The organism is Acetobacter sp. ESL1128 (genome assembly GCF_058505085.1).
The window spans coordinates 278,942-296,766 of record NZ_CP196369.1; the positions used below are offsets into that span (position 1 = coordinate 278,942).

Here is a 17,825-nt window from a genome sequence, read left to right on the forward strand (position 1 = left end):
GCATGGGGGTTGTGGCGGTTGATGACCAACCGCCCAACGGTTATCTGGCCTGTTGGAACGCCACACAGGCAACCCTGTGTGGCGTTTTGGCTTATTCGCTGCCTTGCGCCACTATACGCTGGGCGCTGGCCCGCGCGACGGGGGCCGCCCTGTAGGAGGCAAGGGAGCGCCCGCGCATACCACCGCCCCGACTGTTCCCCACTGGCCCGGGCTCCACAAAGTTCCGCATGCCCTGAAAGGGGTGAAACACCTTGGGGTGGGAGATCTGGGGCATGCCATCCGGGCCTGTGCCGGTGCTGGCCTCTGCCACCATCATTGGGCCGTGGCGGGTTGTGGGGGTTACAGGGTGCGGGAACACCTGCGGCATAAGGGGTGATTTTTGTGCAAGCTGCGGGCCTTCCCGCCCGTCTTGCGGCACGGCCCATGCTTCCAGCACCTTCCACTGGTAGGGGGTGCCTATGCCGGGGGTCTGGGAGTGGTAGGCCGCTGCTGCCCGTGGCCAGCTACCCGTCTTGTCATACATCTGGAGCAGAAAGCCGCCCGCGAACATGGCGTTGCGTAGCGGGTCAAACGCCTGATCGAGCGAGGCAAAGGCATCGGGGTGCTGTTGCAGGTTGACCTGCATGCATCCCACGTCAATGGACATGATACCCTGCTGGCGGAAGCTCTGTACAGCCGCTACGGCCTCGGCCTGACTGTTGTAGTGGTGGCCTATGCCTGCTGCGTTAATGGTCCACGGCCAGGCGGAAACCGTACCATCGGATTCGACCTTGCCACTCTCCACCCGCCCCATGGCGGATAAAAACCCGTCGGGAATATGCAGGTTGTGTTCGGCCTGTGCCGTGGCCTCCGTGCATAACCCGGCCTCGGCAGAGCGGGCGTGGGCCTGCGGGGTGTGTGCGGCCATGTGGGCAGTGCCCGCCAAGGTTACAACACCAAGGAGCCAGCGGGCAGGCCGGGTGCGGGGGAAGGGTGGCGTCATGCGCAGTCTGGCGGGGCTCGGGGCGGGGGTTACCCGCACAACGGGGCCCTTGGCTCCTTGGCTGGTGGTGGTTCCTTGGCAGTCATGTAAGGACTCTACTGGGCGATGCACAAGTAATACTGGCCTTGCCTGACCGATTTTTCACCCGGCTGTAGTCCTGCGGTACGGATTATGCAAGGATTCATGGCCCGAAACACCCTTGCCCCTGCCGGCTCTGTTCCCCCAATAGTTCTGCCTTCCCCGTCTGTTGGGTGCCGGAGTCACGCCATGATTTTGCATGATCCTGAGCTTGGGGCATGGCGGGGCGCATGGCGCTTGGGCAGGCCCGGAGTGGGGGTGTGGGCAAAAAAGGCTTTTGGGCATGCGCCGTGGCGGGTTACATGGGCATTGAATGTGCTGGCCCGCGCGCCTATTCTTATGGCACAAGCTGACGTGATGAGCCTGCACAGTGTGCCGGGCTGACCAACCAGGGGTAAACAGGTATATGAGGAACCGCCTCAAGGCGAGCAACGGGCAGGCCGGTATGGTCGGCCAGCATGGTGGCAGGGCGGCCTATTCCTTGAACCGTATGGCCTGCCGTTCTGGCGCGCCACGGTGGGTCAGGGCCGTTATGGCCGCGTTTTTCATGCTTTCCCTGTTTGTCCCGCTTTCTCCCGCCCATGCCGTTACGGTGCGGGTGAAGGATATTGTGGATTACGAAGGCGTGCGGGACAACCAGCTGGTCGGCTACGGTCTGGTGGTGGGCCTGCATGGTACGGGCGACCGTCTGACCAACATCATCTTCACGCGTGAGACGTTGATCAGCATGCTCAACCGCCTTGGCGTGAACATCCGTGACCGCGAAATCCAGTTGCAGACGCATGACGTGGCCGCCGTTATGGTCACGGCTACCCTGCCGCCGTTCTCGCACGGGGGCGGGCGGATAGACGTGACCGTTTCCGCCGTGGGTGACGCGCAGGACCTGACCGGGGGCACCCTGCTGGTAACCCCCCTACAGGCTGCCGATGGCGAGGTCTATGCCGTGGCGCAGGGCTCCCTTGTTACCAACGCCTTTACGGCGGGTGGGCAGGCCGCCACGGTCACGCGCAACATTCCCACCAGCGGGCATATTGCCAATGGCGGGGTGGTCGAGCGTGAAGTGCCAGTCAAGTTGGGTGAGACAGGGGTTATCCACCTCTCGCTCCACAACCCCAACTTTACCACCGCAACCCGCGTGGCCGAGGTTATCAACCGCAGCATTGGCGCACATATGGCGCAGGTGGATGACCCGCGCACCATTGCCGTGGATCTGACCGGGCGCAACGCATCTCTGACCCTGTTCCGTATTGGTGACCTCCAGATCGAGCCGGATACCATGGCCAAGGTTGTGGTGGACGAGGCCAGCGGCACCATTGTTATGGGGGATAGCGTGCGGATCAGCACCGTGGCTATTGCGCAGGGCAACCTGACCATTCAGGTGACCGAAACACCCGAGGTGGTCCAGCCAGCACCCTTTTCTAACGGTGTAACAGCCGTTGTGCCGCGGACACAGGCCAATGTAAGCACGGATAGCTCGCACAGGCTGGGCATCCTGCGCGAAGGGCCAACACTGGCCAGCCTTGTGGCCGGCATGAACGCACTGGGCATGGGCCCGCGCGACATGATTGGTATTTTGCAGGCCATCAAGGCCGATGGCGCCCTACAGGCCGATCTGGAAGTAAGGTAGGCAGAGCATGAGCACGCTAGCCAATGTGAGCGCGGCCCAGATTGCCAGCGCACAGAACACCGCCTCCACCCAGTCCGGGCTGAAGGCGGAAGCACTGGAAAAAACCCGCAAGGCCGCCATCGAGTTCGAGGGCATGACCATAGGCGAAATGCTCCAGCCGATGTTTGATACGGTGGATACCGCCAACGGCCTGTTTGGTGGTGGGGCGGCGGAGTCCCAGTTCCGGTCGTTGCAGGTGCTGGAAATGGGTAAGCAGATTGCCAATAATGGCGGCATCGGTCTGGCCGACAGTGTTTACCGCCAGATGCTGGCCATGCAGGAAAAAGCCCAGCAGGAAGCAGGTAAATCATGACCGATACGCCGCAGGATCTGCAAAGCCGTCTGTTACAGGCATTCGGGGCGGTAAGCGCTCTGCTGGAGCAGGAAAATACCCTGCTTAAAACCGGCCAGTGGCAGGATGTGGAAACACTGCTGCCGCGCAAGCGCACGTTAATGGAAACGCTGCGCAAACTGCTGCCGCCGGGCCAGACCAAACCACTGACAGCCGAACAGCGCAGCGCGAGCGTAAGCCCGGAGATGGAAGCCGCCGCCAAGCAGTTCAATGCTCTGGTCCGCGCCAATGAGGAACTGCTGCAAAGCGCCATTGCCGCTCAGGGCACCCTGATCAAGCTTGTGCTGGATGATGCAGCACAGGAACAGCGCACGGGCTACGGGGCATCTGGCGGCTATACGGTGGATAGCCACGCCGGGGCACTGGCCCTGCGGAGTGACGTGTAAAAAACCTGTGGCGGGGCTACTGGCTTACCAGTAGCCGCCCATAACCTTGCGGGGCTGGTCCCCGGCAGGGTCGGCGCCTGCGTACCAGGCGCTCCAATCCCACAAAAAGGTATCCCGGCGGTTTTCCGCCGTCATGGCGGCCAGCTCATCCACAACGGAGGGGGCCTGCTTCTTTTGGTTCCGCAGTTCTGCGGCGGTCATGTTGTGCAGGGTCCGGAATGCGGTTTCCGAGCCCATATACACACAGCCACACCCTATGGGGTCCGCGTAAAGGTAAATCGGACCATCGGGGGAGGGGCGGTAGGTCAACTGCCCCGGTGGCAGCAGGTTCATCATGGCGTAACGCGCAGTTGTGTCGGCCTGATGGGCAATAAACCCTGCCTCGGACAGGGTTCTTCCTTTTTCCAGATACGGGGCAGCGGGGGGAGTGCACCCCGCAAGTGCCGTGCAGAACAGCCCGGTTGCCGCCTGCGCCAGCCATTTTGCAGGGCGGGGTGTGGCCTTGGCCGGTAGGGAGCTGCCTGTGTGCATCTGGCGGGTTCCGTGCTGTGTTTTTTTAAGGTTTAAAGGGAGGGGGCAGCCGCGTCTGTCATGCACAGGGGGGGCACGCAGACAAAGGCCTTCATGGTGGAGTAGTGCAGGCTCATCAGCTGCTGGAGGGTCTGCGCGGCCATGCTGCCGTCTGCCGGGTTGGCGGCGGGTACGGTGGTGCTGGTCAGGGGCAGGCACGCCTTGATCATTTTTTCGGCCCCGGTGGGGGAAATGGCATAGCCGCATACGCTCTGGGTCGCCAGCAGCGGGAAGGCGAGGGAAGTTACTTCCATTTCGCTCAGCGCACCTGCGCCACGGGCGGAGTAAGGGGGCTGTATTGCACCGTTGAACAGGGCCAGCTCGGGCAGAACATCAAATTGGAGGGTGGAGCCGGGGGTGTTGCCCCAGAGAACAAAGTCCCAGTCCTGCGGCAGGCTGGCCAGAATACGCGTGCTTTCGGCCTCAAAATTGGCGCACAGCACGGCGTTGCTTTCAAACACGTGGGCGGCGGTCTGGTGCTGGGCCACATTCCCCCACAGCGCAACGTGGGAGAGGGCCTGCGCAAACGCTGCGTGCGAGAACAGACATTCGGCAGAGATCAGGTTCATCTGCCGCATGGCCTGTGCGTCCAGCGTGTGCTCGTCCACGCCTACGGAGCGCACAAGGTCGGGAACATGGGCGTTCAGCCGCACAAAGCGTTCGCTCTGGTCCGGGGTTGCGTCGCTGCTGATGAAAAACTTGAACATCGAGGATTCCTGCTGGTGGCGAGAGCAAAAAATGCGATCACTAACGGGGCGCAATGGGTAGCTGGCTCCACCATGTCCAACACAACCGCCACGACGAGACCATAATCTGGTGCCTACAAGGATACGGCAGAGTAAGGCGCATGGAAAGCCTTGAGAGGTGCTTCAAACCCGGCCGAGCATATTCCTGTGGCTTTGTCGGGGGCAAAACCGTATGATAAACGCCAATATATGTTTTTTGGGTCTTGCACGGCAGGGTCCGGCATTGGTGTGCAGCACGTAAAGGATTGGATTAATGAGCGTTAGCGGTATCTCACCGGTAAGCCAGTATCTGACGGCCCTGAAAAATGAAGATGCCGCCGCCTCCACCTATGCCAAAACGGATGTGACCACCAAGCAGGCTTCCGCCGGGTTTGAGCAGGCCGCTGCCTCCATTACCACCGTTGCCGGGCTGATGAAGAATTACTCGGCCCTGAACGTGGTGCTGGGCGCGTATGGCATGGGTTCGTATTCCTCGGCCACGGCGCTGGTCAAAAAGCTGCTGACACAGGACCCGTCCTCCTCCACATCGCTGGCCAAATCGTCCAGCAATGCCACGTGGCTGGCCTTTGCCGATGCGTTCAAGACCTGGGGGCAGGGCGGAGGGAGCGTGCAGACCTCCCCGCTCACATCTTCCACCATTACGTCCATTGTTAACGAATACCAGTCCGATACCGATAAATCTCTTCAGAGCGATCTGAAGGCTTTTACAAGTGCAGCCCCCAGCATTACCACCGCGTCTGCCCTGCTGGCCAATACAAGCGTGCTCAATGTTGTGCTGAGCGCCTATGGCATGGATTCGCTGGAAGGGGATACCTCGGTCCTGACCGCACTGCTCACGCAGGACCCGTCCTCCTCCACATCGCTGGCGCAGACATCGGGCAATACGGCGTGGAAGCTGTTTGCCAACGCATTCCAGGACATGGGCAAAAACGGCGGTACGGCCACATCCACGCCGTTTACCAGCACCACCATGACCACCATTACGCAGGGCTACACCATTGCGGTTGATTCGGCGGTGGATGACAACATCAACGCGTTCAAGGCCGAGGCAGCGACCATGACCTCCGCCTCCGACCTGCTGAACAACCAGACCGTGCTCTCCATGGTCATGTCTACCTACGGGCTGGATTCCAGCACAGATAACAGCAGTATCCTCACCGCGCTGCTCACGCAGGACCCCACCTCCTCCACATCGCTGGCGCAGGCTTCGGGCAGCACGGCATGGCAGGATTTTGCCACGGCCTTCAAAAGCATGGGGCAGAACAACGGCACGGCTACGTCCACACCGTTTACGGCCGCGACCATCAGCTCCATTGCCACCAAATATACGGATGCCATCAACAGCGGCACCACAAGCGCGATTGCATCCTTCAAAAGCGATGCGGCGGGCATTACTTCGGTCAGCAGCCTGCTGAGCAACAGCAGTGCGTTGCAGGTTGTGCTGGGGGCGTATGGTCTGGGCTCCCTTGCTTCCGACCCGGCCGTGGTCAAAACCCTGCTGACGCAGGACCCGGATTCCTCCACATCCCTAGCCCAGACATCGGGCAATACGGCGTGGCAGACCTTTGCGCAGGCGTTCAAGGCATGGGGGCAGAACAACGGTCAGGGCGCCATTATGTCCACGTCTTTTGTGGCGTCCCTGAGTGCCAGCTTCCAGAGCAACACCAATACGCTGGTGCAATCGGGCATTACGAACTTTGAAAACGCGGCTGGCTCCATTACCACCGCATCGGCCCTGCTGAGCAACACCGCCGTGCTGAGCGTGGTTTCCGGCGCGTTCGGGATTGATGCTTCAAGCAATGAAGCCACGCTGATGAACTCCCTGCTCACGCAGGACCCCACCTCCTCCACATCGCTGGCCAGTGCGTCGGGCAATGCCTCGTGGCAGAGCTTTGCAACGGACTTCAAGGTATGGGGCGCTAACGGGGGCAGTGTCAGTGCAACACCGTTCACGTCCGAAAAGATCCAGAGCATCGTGGAAAGCTACCAGATGCGGCAGTACGAAAGCAGCAAGGATCTGAGCGATAACGGCGTGGGGAATGCCCTGTACTTTACCCGCACCATGAGCAGCATTACCTCCCTGTCGCAGCTGATGTCGGACCCGACCCTGCTCAAGGTGGCAGAAACCGTATCGGGCTACGACCCGGACCAGTTTGGTGCGCTGGACTATGACCAGCAGGTGCGCCTGCTGTCCAAGAAGGTGGACTTCAGCAAGCTGTCCACCCCCAAGCAGATCCAGCAGTATGCGGAGCAGTATCTGGCCATGTTGCAGATCAACCCGCAAACGCCAGATACCCCCGCGTCCATGCTCGACCTGTTTGGCGGGAGCAGTGATGATGACATCCTCTCCCTGTTCGGTGGGGATGATTCCTCGGGCGACCTTTATTCCAGCCTGTTCTAGGCGCGCTGGTCTGCCCGTTATCCTTTGGGGCAGGGCCGTATAACACTGCATCTGTTTGGTTGGTAACGTGAGTCTGGACCCGCAACCCTCCTCGCCTGTCGAGGCATCTGTATCCGCTCTTTCCGGTGTGATGGAGGCGGTACGCGGTGCCATTGCCAGCCCCCGGCATGATGTGCCGGTTGGGCTGCTGGAAGGGCGGGTTACCGGGCTTTCGGGGCTGTCTGTCTCTCTGAGCGGGTTGCGGGATTTTACCGGCGTAGGTGACCGCGTGACCATTTACGGGCTGGATGGGCGGCAGACGCAGGCCGAAATTGTGGCCTTTGCGCAGGATATTGCCATTGCCATGCCCTTTGGCTCGCTGGAGGGCATTGGCTCGGGCTGCCGGGCAACCTTTTTACTGTATGATCAGGAGCAGCGCCGCCGCAGGGCGGGGGGTACGCTCATGGTCAATGCTGGCTGGCAGGGCCGGGTTGTGGACCCCATGGGCCGCCCGATGGATGGCAAAGGCCCGCTGCCATCCGAGGGCACGGCCCAGCGCCTCCATGCCGCCCCGCCCGAGGCCGCCATGCGTGCGCGCCTTGGCCCGCGCATAGACCTTGGGGTGCGTGCGCTCAACCTGTTTACCACCTGCCGCGAGGGCCAGCGCCTTGGTCTGTTTGCAGGCTCGGGCGTGGGTAAATCCACCCTTATGGGCATGCTCGCGCGGGATACGGCGTGCGATGTGGCCGTTATTGCGCTGGTAGGGGAACGTGGGCGCGAAGTGCGCGAGTTTGTGGAGGATGATCTGGGGCCGGAGGGGCTGGCCAAGTCCGTTGTGGTGGTTGCCACGTCCGACACATCCCCCCTTATGCGGCGTGAGGCAGCCTATGCCGCCATGGCCGTGGCCGAGCACTTCCGCGATCAGGGTAAATCGGTGCTGATGCTGATGGATAGCGTAACCCGCTTTTGTCAGGCCCTGCGAGAAATTGGCCTGTCCTCGGGCGAGCCCCCGGCCACGCGCGGTTATCCGCCCAGTGTTTTTGCCGAACTGCCCCGCCTGCTGGAACGCGCAGGTCCGGGGCTTATGGACGAGCACGGCCATGCAGGGCAGATGACCGCCATGTTCTCCGTGCTGGTGGAAGGGGACGACCAGAACGAACCCGTGGCCGATGCCGTGCGCGGTATTCTGGACGGGCACGTGGTGCTGGAGCGCCGTATTGCGGAATCTGGCCGTTACCCTGCGGTTAACGTGCTGCGCTCGCTCTCGCGCACCGTGCCGGGATGCCTGACGGAGGAGGAGAACCAGCTTGTGCTGCAAGCCCGCTCCTGCCTGTCCACCTGGGATGAAATGCAGGATATGGTGCGCCTGGGTGCGTACCGCCCCGGCAACGACCAGCGTGTGGACGAAGCCATTCGCGTAGCCCCGGCGGTGGAGGAAATGCTGAAGCAGCGCAAGGGCGAGCGCGCGACCCTGCCCGAAAGTTTTGATGCCCTGCGGGGCGCATTATCGTAGCTGATCCCGCATGAGCAGCGCGCGAATCCGCTCCCTGCACGCGCTTATCCGCGTGCGCAAGAAGGAGGTGGACGAGGCCCGCGCAGGCATGGCCCGTGCGCTGGCGGCCGAAAGTGCGGCTCTGGCCGACCTGGAGCGGCAGTTGACCCAGATTGAAGTGGAGCGGGATGAGGCCGAGGGCGATGCCGGGCGTGAGTCCTTCCGCCTGTGGCTGCCCATAGCGCAGGAAAACGTGGCGCGGGCCGAGCAGGTTGTGCTCAGGACACGTAACGATTCCATGCGGGTGCGTGAGGAGCTGATTCAGGCCAACGCCGCATTCAAGGCCGCGCAGACCCTGCTGGAGAAGCGGGAGGAGGAAGAGCGCGTTCTGCTGGCCCGGCGCGAACAGGCGGAGCTGGACGATCTGGCCCGGCGTGCCCGCCCGTTTTTTCTGTAAGTTCGGGCAAGGTCCATTGTTTGGCGGCCATAAACGCCAAAGCCATGAAAAAACGATGGCAATTGGCTCTTTTCTTATGTTTGATCCTTGAGAAAGCGGAGTGCGCCCGCTATCGCTTACAGATCATAAGGGGCTGACAGTGATCGTGTACCATGCGACCCGTTTCTCCCCACACTCGTGAGTGATTAGGAAAACGTATGCAACAGACAGAGCTGCAACCCGCAAAGATTTTTATTGCGACCCCATGCTTTGGCGGGATGGTTACGCAGGAGTATATGGAATCCATCATTGCTTGCGCCGGTGTGCTTCAGGTTCCCATGACCCTGTCCCTGCTGGGGGACGATGCCATGATCAGCCGTGCACGCAATACCCTGATGCACAAGTTCCTCACTCTGTCTGACGCAACACACCTTCTGTTCATTGATGCCGATATTGGTTTCCCGGCCGAAGCACCAGCCCGCCTGCTGGCGGCTGGCAAGGATGTCGTGGCCGGGGCCTACCCGATTCGTCAGTATTTCTGGGACAAGACCACGCAGGAAAACATGCTCCATGGCGAACCGCAGGATACCGCATCCCTGCGCTATGTGGGCGAGACCGAGGCCATGCACCAGCAGATTGAAAAAGGCCCGATGGTTAAAACGCATTACGCGGGTACGGGTTTCATGCTGATCAGCCGTGGTGCGCTTGAGCGGATGGTCAAGGCCTACCCCGAGACAGCCTACACCCGCATAGACGCCGCCAACGGCGAAACAGGCAGCACCGCCTACGCCCTGTTTGATGGCAGCATCGACCCCGAAACCGGAACCTACCAGAGCGAGGACTTCACCTTCTGCCGCCGCTGGCGCGAAATTGGGGGGGAAGTCTGGCTGGATACATCCATCAATCTGACACATGCAGGCCGCGCCGCGTTCCACGGCAAGCCGGGCTGCCGTGTTGGCATGGTTCACCACAAGGGCGCCTAAGGTCGCAATAGCACCACATGCCAGATAACAAAAAACGGCCCGTTATTATCAAACGTGTGTCCGATTCCGGCGAACATGGCCACCACGGTGGCGCATGGAAGATTGCGTACGCCGACTTCATGACGGCCATGATGGCCTTCTTTCTGGTCATGTGGCTGCTGAATGCGACAACAGAGGAGCAGCGTAAGGGTATTGCGCAGTTCTTTAACCCCATGGCGGAAAAAGACACCCGCCTTGGCTCCTCCAACGGTATGCTCGAAACATCGCCTTCTCCCCTGACCGCAGGGACCACCCTGCGCAAGGTCAAGGATGGGGATGCCCCGGAGGATGACGGTGGCGAGCAGCCCGGTGCCAGGGATGCCCCCCGTCGCTCGGAAGAAGGCGGCTCCCCCGATAATATTACCCGTGGGCTCAAGGCGCATCTGACCCCCGCATCCCCCGCCATTATTCCCGTTGGCGGGCCGGAAAGTGGGGGCGGTAAAAGCATAGGCACCGTTGGCGTGGACAACCCTGTGGCCGCTGCGGCCGAGCAGTCCAAGATCGACAACATGGTGCAGGGGCTTGAACAGTCCGTGGCGCAGAACCCCGATACGCAGGAAGCGGCCAAGAACATGACCGTCTCCTTCGGGCGGGATGATATCCGCATTGAACTGCGCGACGCCAACAACACCCCCATGTTCGATACGGCTTCCGCCACCCCCAATGCCGCCGGGCGCAAGATGCTGGAGCAGATTGGCGCGTGGCTGGCCCCCATGCCGGAGCAGCTCTCCATTGTGGGGTACACGGATGCGGATCAGTACCGTACCACCAAGCATGGTACGGGTATGTCCAACTGGACCCTGTCCGCCCAGCGGGCCGATGGCGCGCGGGAGGTGCTGGTCAAGGCAGGGTACCCGGACCGTAATATTCTAAGCGTATCCGGTCGTGCAGACCGGGACCTGGCTTTGCCGGCAGACCCCGGCTCCGCCGCCAACCGGCGCGTGGTGCTTATTCTGCACCGTCGCTTTGTTAACCCGGGGGCCGATGGCGGGGCGATTGTACCGCTACCCGCCGGTGGTGCCGCGCCCGCAGCGCAGCCCCCCGCCGGGCAGGCTGACCAGCCTGCAACCCCGCCAGCGGCCCCGGCAGGGAATGCGCCCTCCGCCCCGGCTGGCGGGCAGGCTCCCGCTACGGCCCCCGCAGCACAGGCCCCGGCAACTCCGGCGCCGGCGGCAGCACCAGCCGCACCAGCTCCCGCCACGCCCGCCGTGCGGCGTAACCGGGGTGTGCGGGTGCGTAGCGTAACACGGCCCAGAGCGCCGCAGGGCCAGCCGGCCCAGCCGCCAGTGGACCAGCCTTTTCAACCCTCGCAGGATACGTGGACACCCGCGCCGCAGTAACCCGCCCGTAACACGATGATGACCGTGCCGCAGGCAATGTGTGCCCGCCTGGTGCAAGTAGATGGAAGTGGAGACCGTTAAATGCTGTTCATCGGGGGGCTCATTTTTGCGCTGCTCTGCGTATTTGGTTCGTTTGTGGCATCCGGGGGGGCACTTGCACCCCTTATCATGTCCATGCCGTTCGAACTGCTGACCATTCTTGGGGCCGCGGTGGGTATTTTTGTCATGTCCAACTCCAAGGACGTGCTCAAGGAGTTCCCGCATTACCTGCGCCGGACCATCAAAGGGCCACGTTACAACAAGGCGGCCTATACGGAGCTGCTGGTCACGCTGTTCCGCTTCATGCGGCTGGCGCAGGCCAAGGGCAACATGGCGCTTGAAGAACATATTGAAAACCCGAACGACAGCAGCATTTTTGCCCTCTCCCCCAATGTGCGGGACGATGTGCCAACCCGTGCGCTGATCTGCGATTACCTGCGTCTGGTCAGCCTGAACATGGATGACGCCTACCAGCTTGATGAAGTCATGGCGCGTGAGCTCAAAAAGAACCTGAGCGAAGAGCTGCATACTTCCGAAAGCCTGCAAAGCATTGCAGACGCCCTGCCAGCCCTTGGCATTGTGGCCGCCGTGCTCGGGGTTATCAAAACCATGGCCTCGATCAGCAAGCCGCCGGTCATTCTGGGTGAGATGATTGCAGGCGCTCTTGTCGGGACCTTTCTCGGGGTGCTTTTGTCTTATGGCGTTGTGGCCCCACTTTCGTCTAGAATGCGCGATGTGGTCACGCAGGACGCACGGTACCAGGACCTGATCCGCACGGTATTTGTGGCGCATCTGCAAGGCAACCCGCCGCAGATCTGCGCGGAAATCGGGCGTAAGGACATACCCCATGCGTTTATGCCAACCTTTGCCGAGCTGGATTCTGCCTTGTCCGAGGCCAGCAACCCCGGCGCCGCCGCAGCGGCGGCCTGAGCGTAAGGGAATGTTGGCGGCGCATCCGCTGGCGGGAGGGAGCAAGTAATGGGTATTAAATCTACAAGTGGGTCCAACCTGAGCGAAAACGCGCAGGAAGCACCGCTCTCCTCCCTGCTGGCCGCCATTGCGTCGCGCAGCACCACGGGTGTTGCCTCCAGCCCCTCCGGGCAGAACAGTGGTTTTGCGGCGGTGCTCAAAAGCATGTCCGCTCCGGCCACGACCACGCAGGCGCGTGCGACCACCACACAGCCCGACAACAGCAGCGCGCAGCAGGCGGACCCGGACCAGACCGACACCACAGCAGACAACACCGCCAGCCAGAGCAGCGCCACGCCCGCCCAGTCCGGCGCGCATACGGCGGCGGATGCAAAACACACCACAGCCAGTGCAAAGGCAGGCAAGGCCAGCGCCAGCAAGGCCGCAGCAACCACCCAGACCGCCCAGACCCAGACCACCAAAGCCCAGAAAAGCCAGTCCGGCAGCAATGATGCCGATACAACGGCTGCGGCAGACAGCACGGCCGATACCGCCAGTGCCACCACAGCGGATGCCGGGCAAAGCGGGCAGAGCACAACGGTCTGGAGCATGGCGGAAATGCTGCTGCAAATGGCCATGCAGGGTGCCGCCACCGCGCAAGATACAGCCCAGAGCGTTGCCGGAGCACAGGCCGGGGCCGACACCACAACAGGAACCGACGCCACGCAGGGGGATGCCGCACAGGTTGCCACCACACTGGCCGCATCCATACAGGCCAGCACCGGGCAGGATACCGGCGCACTCGCCCCGGCAAGCGTGTTGCAGGGGGCAGTTCAGGCCGCGGCAGATGCGTTTGGGGGGCTGGGCCTGTCCACCGTTGCCGGGCAGAGCGGTTCTGTCTCCCTGACTGCGGGGCTGAGTGGCCTGCCCATGGGGCTTGCCTCTGCCGTGGCGCAGCCGAGCACCAGTGTTGCCGGTGCCGGGTTTGCCAGCCTGTCCGCCCTGGGCAGCGCGCAGGCCGTACCAGTGGCGCAGGCCACGTTGGCCCAGAGCGTTACCGCCAGTGCCGCTGCAAGCGGGGTTATGGGCGCAGGCAGTAATGGTGTGCATGCCAATGCGGCGTCCCTTACTGCGGCTACGGGTGCCGCCAGTCAGGCTGCCAGCGTGCAGGGCACAGCCACCGGAGCAGCTACGGATACCGCCCAGCAGGTGGCGTTAACGCTCCAGCAGGTTGCCGCAGCGGTGAGCAACGTGAGCGTAACCCAGACCGCAGGGCAGAGCACACAGGCGCAGGATAGTGTTGCCGGGCTTTCCCTTACGGCTGATGCAACCGGTGGTCTGGCCTCTGGGGCCACGACAGCCATGGTGGCACTGGGCAGCACGGTGCAGGAGGCCACGGGCCAGAACCAATCCGGTTTTTCCGACCAGTCCGGCACAGGGGCTGAGGCGGAAGGGCAGGCCCTGCTGGCCGATGGTGCCGCCGCCACCAGCACGCTGGCGCAGGAGGCCGCACAGGGGGCTTCCAGCTTTGCCTCCACGCTGGGTTCGGCGCTGGATAGCGGGCGTACCGCACAGGCCACCCCCGCGCAGGCGACAGCCACCCCCACCACCACGGCGGAAGATGGTACGGCCACGGGCCTGTTCTCCCTCGCCAGTGCGGATACGGGTGTGTCCATGACGGTCATGACCGCCGATTCCACCCCCGTTCATGTGCGTGTGCAGGGGAGTGATGGCGTGACCACCGGCGTTGTGCTGCAAAGCGAGGATGCCGCAACCGCGCACCATCTGGCCAACACCCGGCACGAGCTTGTTGCAGCATTGGATGCGGCGGGTGTAAACGTAGGGCAGATCAAGATTGATGTTGTGAGTGCGAGCGACACCAGCAACAATGCCAGCCAGCAGGATAATGGCAGTGCCGCAGGCGGCGCTTTTGGTGGGGCGGATACCAGCGCGGGGCAGGGTGGCAACCAGTCTTCGGGCGGGAATGCCTGGACCAGCAGCGCCCTGCCAGCCACGCAGGGTCTGGCGGCGGAGCAGGCGCAGGTGGGTGGGGCAGCTGCCACCACCACGCGCACGTATGATGGACGTGGGGTTAACATTACCGCCTGACCCGGGCGCTTTACAGGCAGACAGGAAGGAAGCGGGCACATGTCCACGACATCACTGACAACCAACGAGTACAACCTGCTTTCGGCCGCGGAATCGACGGCAAAAAGCTCGGCGGCCACGTCTGGCTCGTCGTCCTCATCCTCGTCTTCCACGTCGAGCACGGCTGCGCTGTCTTCGCTTGCCAATAACTACACCACGTTCCTGACCCTGCTGACCACGCAGCTCCAGCATCAGGACCCCAGCAGCCCCATGAGCTCGGACTCGTTTACCAGCGAGCTGGTGCAGTTTGCCGGGGTGGAACAGCAGGTGCAGACCAACTCCAAGCTTTCCTCGCTCATTTCCCTGAACGAGAGCGGGCAGCTGAGTGCGGATAGCGCCCTTGTGGGTTCGCAGGCAACGGCCAACAGCACCACCCTGCCGTTGCAGAACAGCTCGGCCACCCTCAACTACAAAGGCAGCTCGGGGCAGACCGTGGCCATTGCCGTGTCCAATTCGGCGGGGACCATTGTCAAGGACGATCTGGTTACCGCCAGCAGCGGCACCAATACCTGGACATGGGACGGCACGGACAACAACGGCAACAAGCTGTCCGACGGCGCTTACAGCGTTGCGGTCAAGACCATGGATTCCTCGGGCAATACGTCCGATGTGTCCTTTACCGTTACGGGTACCATTACCGGTATCCAGACCGGCACCAACGACATGGAAGTGCAGATGGGTGGGGCGACAATCCCCATGAGCCAGCTTGTCAACGTGTCCAGTACGTCCAAGTCTTCTTCTTCCTCATCGTCCTCTTCCTCGTCCGATACGGACACGGATACGTCCTCAACCGGGTCGTAAGGCATGCAGGGGTGTGGCAGTGCTACACCCCTTTTTTTCTCCCCCACTGCGCCAGAGCGGATGATGCCGGGGAGTATATGTTTTTTTAAAAGCCTGAAAATTGGCCAGCCCAAGCGTTAAGGTGGGCGGTTTTGTACACATGTTAGAATAAATCTGACATATGTCTTAACATTAAATTGACGAACCGGGGGTAAAACCGGCTATGCCTTGCGCTGATAACTGGCATTAAGGCGGAAAAATTATGTTGGCCTGGTTTACCGAAAAAGCGCCCTTGAGGCGGAAAATTTCCATCGTCATGGCCTGTTTGCAAGCCTACATGATTTTACAGATCCTGATGCAGCTTGTCAGTTCCGAACTGGATCTGCCGCTGGCTGTGCAGCGTTATCTGGGGTTGGGTGGTTTTGCTGTCAGTTCCCTTATGGTGTTTCTGGCCCGTTGGGTGCTTATCAGCCGCGCCGCCGTGCCGTTTGAGACCATTACAGCCCTGACCGAGCGCATTGCCGCAGGCAAGCTGGATGAAAAAATCCCGTATGTTGACTGGTCGGACTGTGCCGGGCGGCTTGCCAAGGCGCTGACCACCTTCCGCAGCGCGTTGATCAAGCAGCTTGACTTGCAGAAAATCGCACAGGAAAGTGCCGCCGAACAGCAGCGCCTGAGCGAACTGGCCCAACAGCGTGCCGTAGACCAGAACGGCATGATTGTGGAACTGGGCAAGGGGCTGCGCACACTGGCCGACCGTAATCTGGCCTTCCAGTTTACATCCCCCTTTGCCTCGGAGTTTGACGCTCTGCGGCGCGACTTTAACGAGGCTGTATCCTCCCTGTCCGAAGCCATGGGCGAAGTGGCTGCGGCCTCTGCCCTTATTCAGGGCGGGTCGATGGAAATTGCAGAAGCCTCGCAGGATTTTGCCCAGCGGACCGAGCGGCAGGCAGCGGCCATGGGCCAGATGGCGGCCTCTGTGACCAACGTTAAAAACGGTGTGGATGATCAGGCCGAAGCCGCGCAGGAAGCGCGCGATGCGGCACAGAGTGCCCATGCCGCCGTGCAGCGTTCCACCAAGGTCATGCTGTCGGCCATGTCCGCCATTCAGGAAATTGCAACCTCGTCGGCCAAAATGTCCGCCATTATCGGGATTATTGACGACATTGCCTTCCAGACCAATCTGCTGGCCCTTAACGCAGGGGTGGAAGCTGCCCGTGCGGGTGATGCAGGGCGCGGGTTTGCCGTGGTTGCGACCGAAATCCGGGCGCTGGCACAGCGTTCCTCCACTTCCTCGCGCGATATTCGCAGCCTGATCGAGATTTCCACCCGGCAGGTGACCGAGGGCGTGCGCCTTGTGGAACAGACCGATAAGGAACTCAGGCTGGTGGCCGGGCAGGTGGAAGCCATTACCAGCCATGTGGGTAATATTGCCAGTGTGGCCCGCGAGCAGGTGGGTAGCCTGGGCGAGGTCAACACCGCCGCAACCCATATTGACGCCACAACCCAGCAGAACGCCGCCATGGTGGAACAGACCGCAGCGGCTGCCCATAACCTCAAGACCGAGGCTGCTAATCTGGTCAATGTGGTGGGCCACTTTACCCTGCCCGGTTCTGGCCCCGCACTGGCCGGGCCGGATGGGGGTTCGGCTCGTCCGGCACTGGCCAACCCGGCCAGCACGCCCCGCCGCCCGGCAGCCCTTGGCGCAGGCAAGCCTGCTGCCCCGCGCCAGCTGGAAAGCAGCATGGCCGGTGGCTGGTCAGACTTCTAGGTTCCCTGACCCGCCCTTTATGGGCGGGGATGCGCGTAAAGCAGAGGCCGGGTGCATGTGCGCCCGGCCTTTTTGCTGTGTGCTTCAGGCATGCTCACGCGAGTGTGTTGGAAACTGGTGCTTGAATAGGCAGGGAATCGATAAAAAATATAGGAAATTTTTATAAATACGTGCCAACACTAGGCGTGTGGGTTCCGTTAGGTTGCTCTGGTCACGCTCTAACGCCGGGTGTAGAATGAATGACACACACACGTTGCTGGTTTTTGCCCCTGCGGGCCGGAAACAGCCGATAAAAATATGGTGCAATCATGATCCATCCCGCAATGCGCGCCTACCAGAATGTGGCAGGGTATTCCCTGACGGACCGACAGGCCGATGCGACCTGCTTCAGACTGCTGATAGAAGAGTTGGAAACGGCATCCGCCAGTTCTGACCCCTCTGTTCGGCTGAAGGCCCTGACCAAAAACCAGCGTTTGTGGTCCATGATCATGAAGGCGAATTCGCTGGATGCAGGGGCCACCAATTATGAAGACAGGGAACTGTTTGTAAGGCTTGCCTCTCAGGCGCAGCGTTATGGCATCCGTGCCATTCTTGATACCAATCTGTCCCTCGCTCCCTTGGTCGGGATTGCAGAAACCGTTCTGGAAGGCTTGGAAACATCCGCAGGTTCCGGACAGGAGTTCGATACCGACGCCATGCTCTGAACGGTCGAGGGGCCAAAAAAGGTG

Annotated in this window: 17 protein-coding genes; 14 read left to right on the plus strand and 3 right to left on the minus strand. The window is 61.6% G+C overall.

All coding sequences use genetic code 11. From position 1 onward, the window contains the following. Nucleotides 1-91: 91 nt before the first annotated feature. The gene (locus ACSYTG_RS01325; RefSeq protein WP_086646983.1) at nt 92-982 is read right to left on the minus strand and encodes a transglycosylase SLT domain-containing protein; all 891 of its coding nucleotides are present in this window, start codon (nt 980-982) and stop codon (nt 92-94) included. Nucleotides 983-1,249: 267 nt separating this feature from the next. Between ACSYTG_RS01325 and ACSYTG_RS01330 the strand changes: the two genes are divergently transcribed. The 4 genes from ACSYTG_RS01330 to ACSYTG_RS01345 all read left to right on the plus strand — a co-directional run bounded on the left by ACSYTG_RS01330 (nt 1,250) and on the right by ACSYTG_RS01345 (nt 3,464). Further along, complete coding sequence (locus ACSYTG_RS01330) at nt 1,250-1,444, plus strand: hypothetical protein (RefSeq protein ID WP_489783606.1); 195 nt, start codon at nt 1,250-1,252, stop codon at nt 1,442-1,444. Between the two features lie 148 nt (nt 1,445-1,592). Next, the gene (locus ACSYTG_RS01335; protein WP_233129182.1) at nt 1,593-2,687 is read left to right on the plus strand and encodes a flagellar basal body P-ring protein FlgI; all 1,095 of its coding nucleotides are present in this window, start codon (nt 1,593-1,595) and stop codon (nt 2,685-2,687) included. Between the two features lie 7 nt (nt 2,688-2,694). Continuing rightward, nucleotides 2,695-3,039 (plus strand): rod-binding protein, encoded by a 345-nt coding sequence (locus ACSYTG_RS01340; RefSeq protein WP_086646984.1) that lies wholly within the window; start codon nt 2,695-2,697, stop codon nt 3,037-3,039. Next, nucleotides 3,036-3,464 (plus strand): hypothetical protein, encoded by a 429-nt coding sequence (locus ACSYTG_RS01345; protein WP_086646985.1) that lies wholly within the window; start codon nt 3,036-3,038, stop codon nt 3,462-3,464. The genes ACSYTG_RS01340 and ACSYTG_RS01345 overlap by 4 nt, the downstream gene beginning before the upstream one ends. Before the next feature lie 24 nt (nt 3,465-3,488). On the opposite strand, the gene ACSYTG_RS01350 is transcribed toward ACSYTG_RS01345, so the two are convergent. Together ACSYTG_RS01350 and ACSYTG_RS01355 are read right to left on the minus strand one after the other, a co-directional pair. Continuing rightward, on the minus strand, nt 3,489-3,995 hold the full coding sequence (locus ACSYTG_RS01350; RefSeq protein ID WP_179290183.1) for a hypothetical protein: 507 nt from the start codon (nt 3,993-3,995) through the stop codon (nt 3,489-3,491). Between the two features lie 32 nt (nt 3,996-4,027). Further along, nucleotides 4,028-4,741 carry a hypothetical protein gene (locus ACSYTG_RS01355; RefSeq protein WP_086646986.1) on the minus strand — a complete coding sequence of 238 codons (714 nt, stop codon included), beginning with the start codon at nt 4,739-4,741 and terminating at the stop codon, nt 4,028-4,030. A gap of 292 nt (nt 4,742-5,033) precedes the next feature. Here ACSYTG_RS01355 and ACSYTG_RS01360 point away from each other — a divergent pair, with 292 nt between their 5' ends. From ACSYTG_RS01360 to ACSYTG_RS01405, 10 genes are all read left to right on the plus strand, one after another. Beyond that, nucleotides 5,034-7,181, plus strand: coding sequence for a DUF1217 domain-containing protein (locus tag ACSYTG_RS01360; RefSeq protein ID WP_415421696.1), 2,148 nt, complete (start codon nt 5,034-5,036; stop codon nt 7,179-7,181). 130 nt (nt 7,182-7,311) lie between these two features. Continuing rightward, a complete protein-coding gene (fliI, locus tag ACSYTG_RS01365; protein WP_086646988.1) occupies nt 7,312-8,673 on the plus strand; it encodes a flagellar protein export ATPase FliI in 1,362 nt (453 codons plus the stop codon). A gap of 10 nt (nt 8,674-8,683) precedes the next feature. Further along, entirely contained in the window at nt 8,684-9,109 is a 426-nt protein-coding gene (locus ACSYTG_RS01370; protein WP_086646989.1) for a flagellar FliJ family protein, read from the plus strand. Nucleotides 9,110-9,306: 197 nt separating this feature from the next. Next, nucleotides 9,307-10,071, plus strand: coding sequence for a hypothetical protein (locus ACSYTG_RS01375; RefSeq protein WP_086646990.1), 765 nt, complete (start codon nt 9,307-9,309; stop codon nt 10,069-10,071). A 17-nt stretch (nt 10,072-10,088) separates the two neighbouring features. Further along, the gene (locus ACSYTG_RS01380; protein WP_198943919.1) at nt 10,089-11,450 is read left to right on the plus strand and encodes a flagellar motor protein MotB; all 1,362 of its coding nucleotides are present in this window, start codon (nt 10,089-10,091) and stop codon (nt 11,448-11,450) included. A gap of 81 nt (nt 11,451-11,531) precedes the next feature. Continuing rightward, entirely contained in the window at nt 11,532-12,419 is an 888-nt protein-coding gene (gene motA / locus ACSYTG_RS01385; RefSeq protein WP_086646991.1) for a flagellar motor stator protein MotA, read from the plus strand. 48 nt (nt 12,420-12,467) lie between these two features. Then, nucleotides 12,468-14,507 carry a hypothetical protein gene (locus ACSYTG_RS01390; protein ID WP_489783611.1) on the plus strand — a complete coding sequence of 680 codons (2,040 nt, stop codon included), beginning with the start codon at nt 12,468-12,470 and terminating at the stop codon, nt 14,505-14,507. Nucleotides 14,508-14,546: 39 nt separating this feature from the next. After that, nucleotides 14,547-15,347 (plus strand): flagellar hook assembly protein FlgD, encoded by an 801-nt coding sequence (locus ACSYTG_RS01395; protein ID WP_086646993.1) that lies wholly within the window; start codon nt 14,547-14,549, stop codon nt 15,345-15,347. 316 nt (nt 15,348-15,663) lie between these two features. After that, the gene (locus tag ACSYTG_RS01400) at nt 15,664-17,097 is read left to right on the plus strand and encodes a methyl-accepting chemotaxis protein (RefSeq protein ID WP_253528530.1); all 1,434 of its coding nucleotides are present in this window, start codon (nt 15,664-15,666) and stop codon (nt 17,095-17,097) included. A 308-nt stretch (nt 17,098-17,405) separates the two neighbouring features. Beyond that, nucleotides 17,406-17,801 (plus strand): flagellar biosynthesis regulator FlaF, encoded by a 396-nt coding sequence (locus ACSYTG_RS01405; protein ID WP_095350002.1) that lies wholly within the window; start codon nt 17,406-17,408, stop codon nt 17,799-17,801. Nucleotides 17,802-17,825 lie beyond the last annotated feature (24 nt).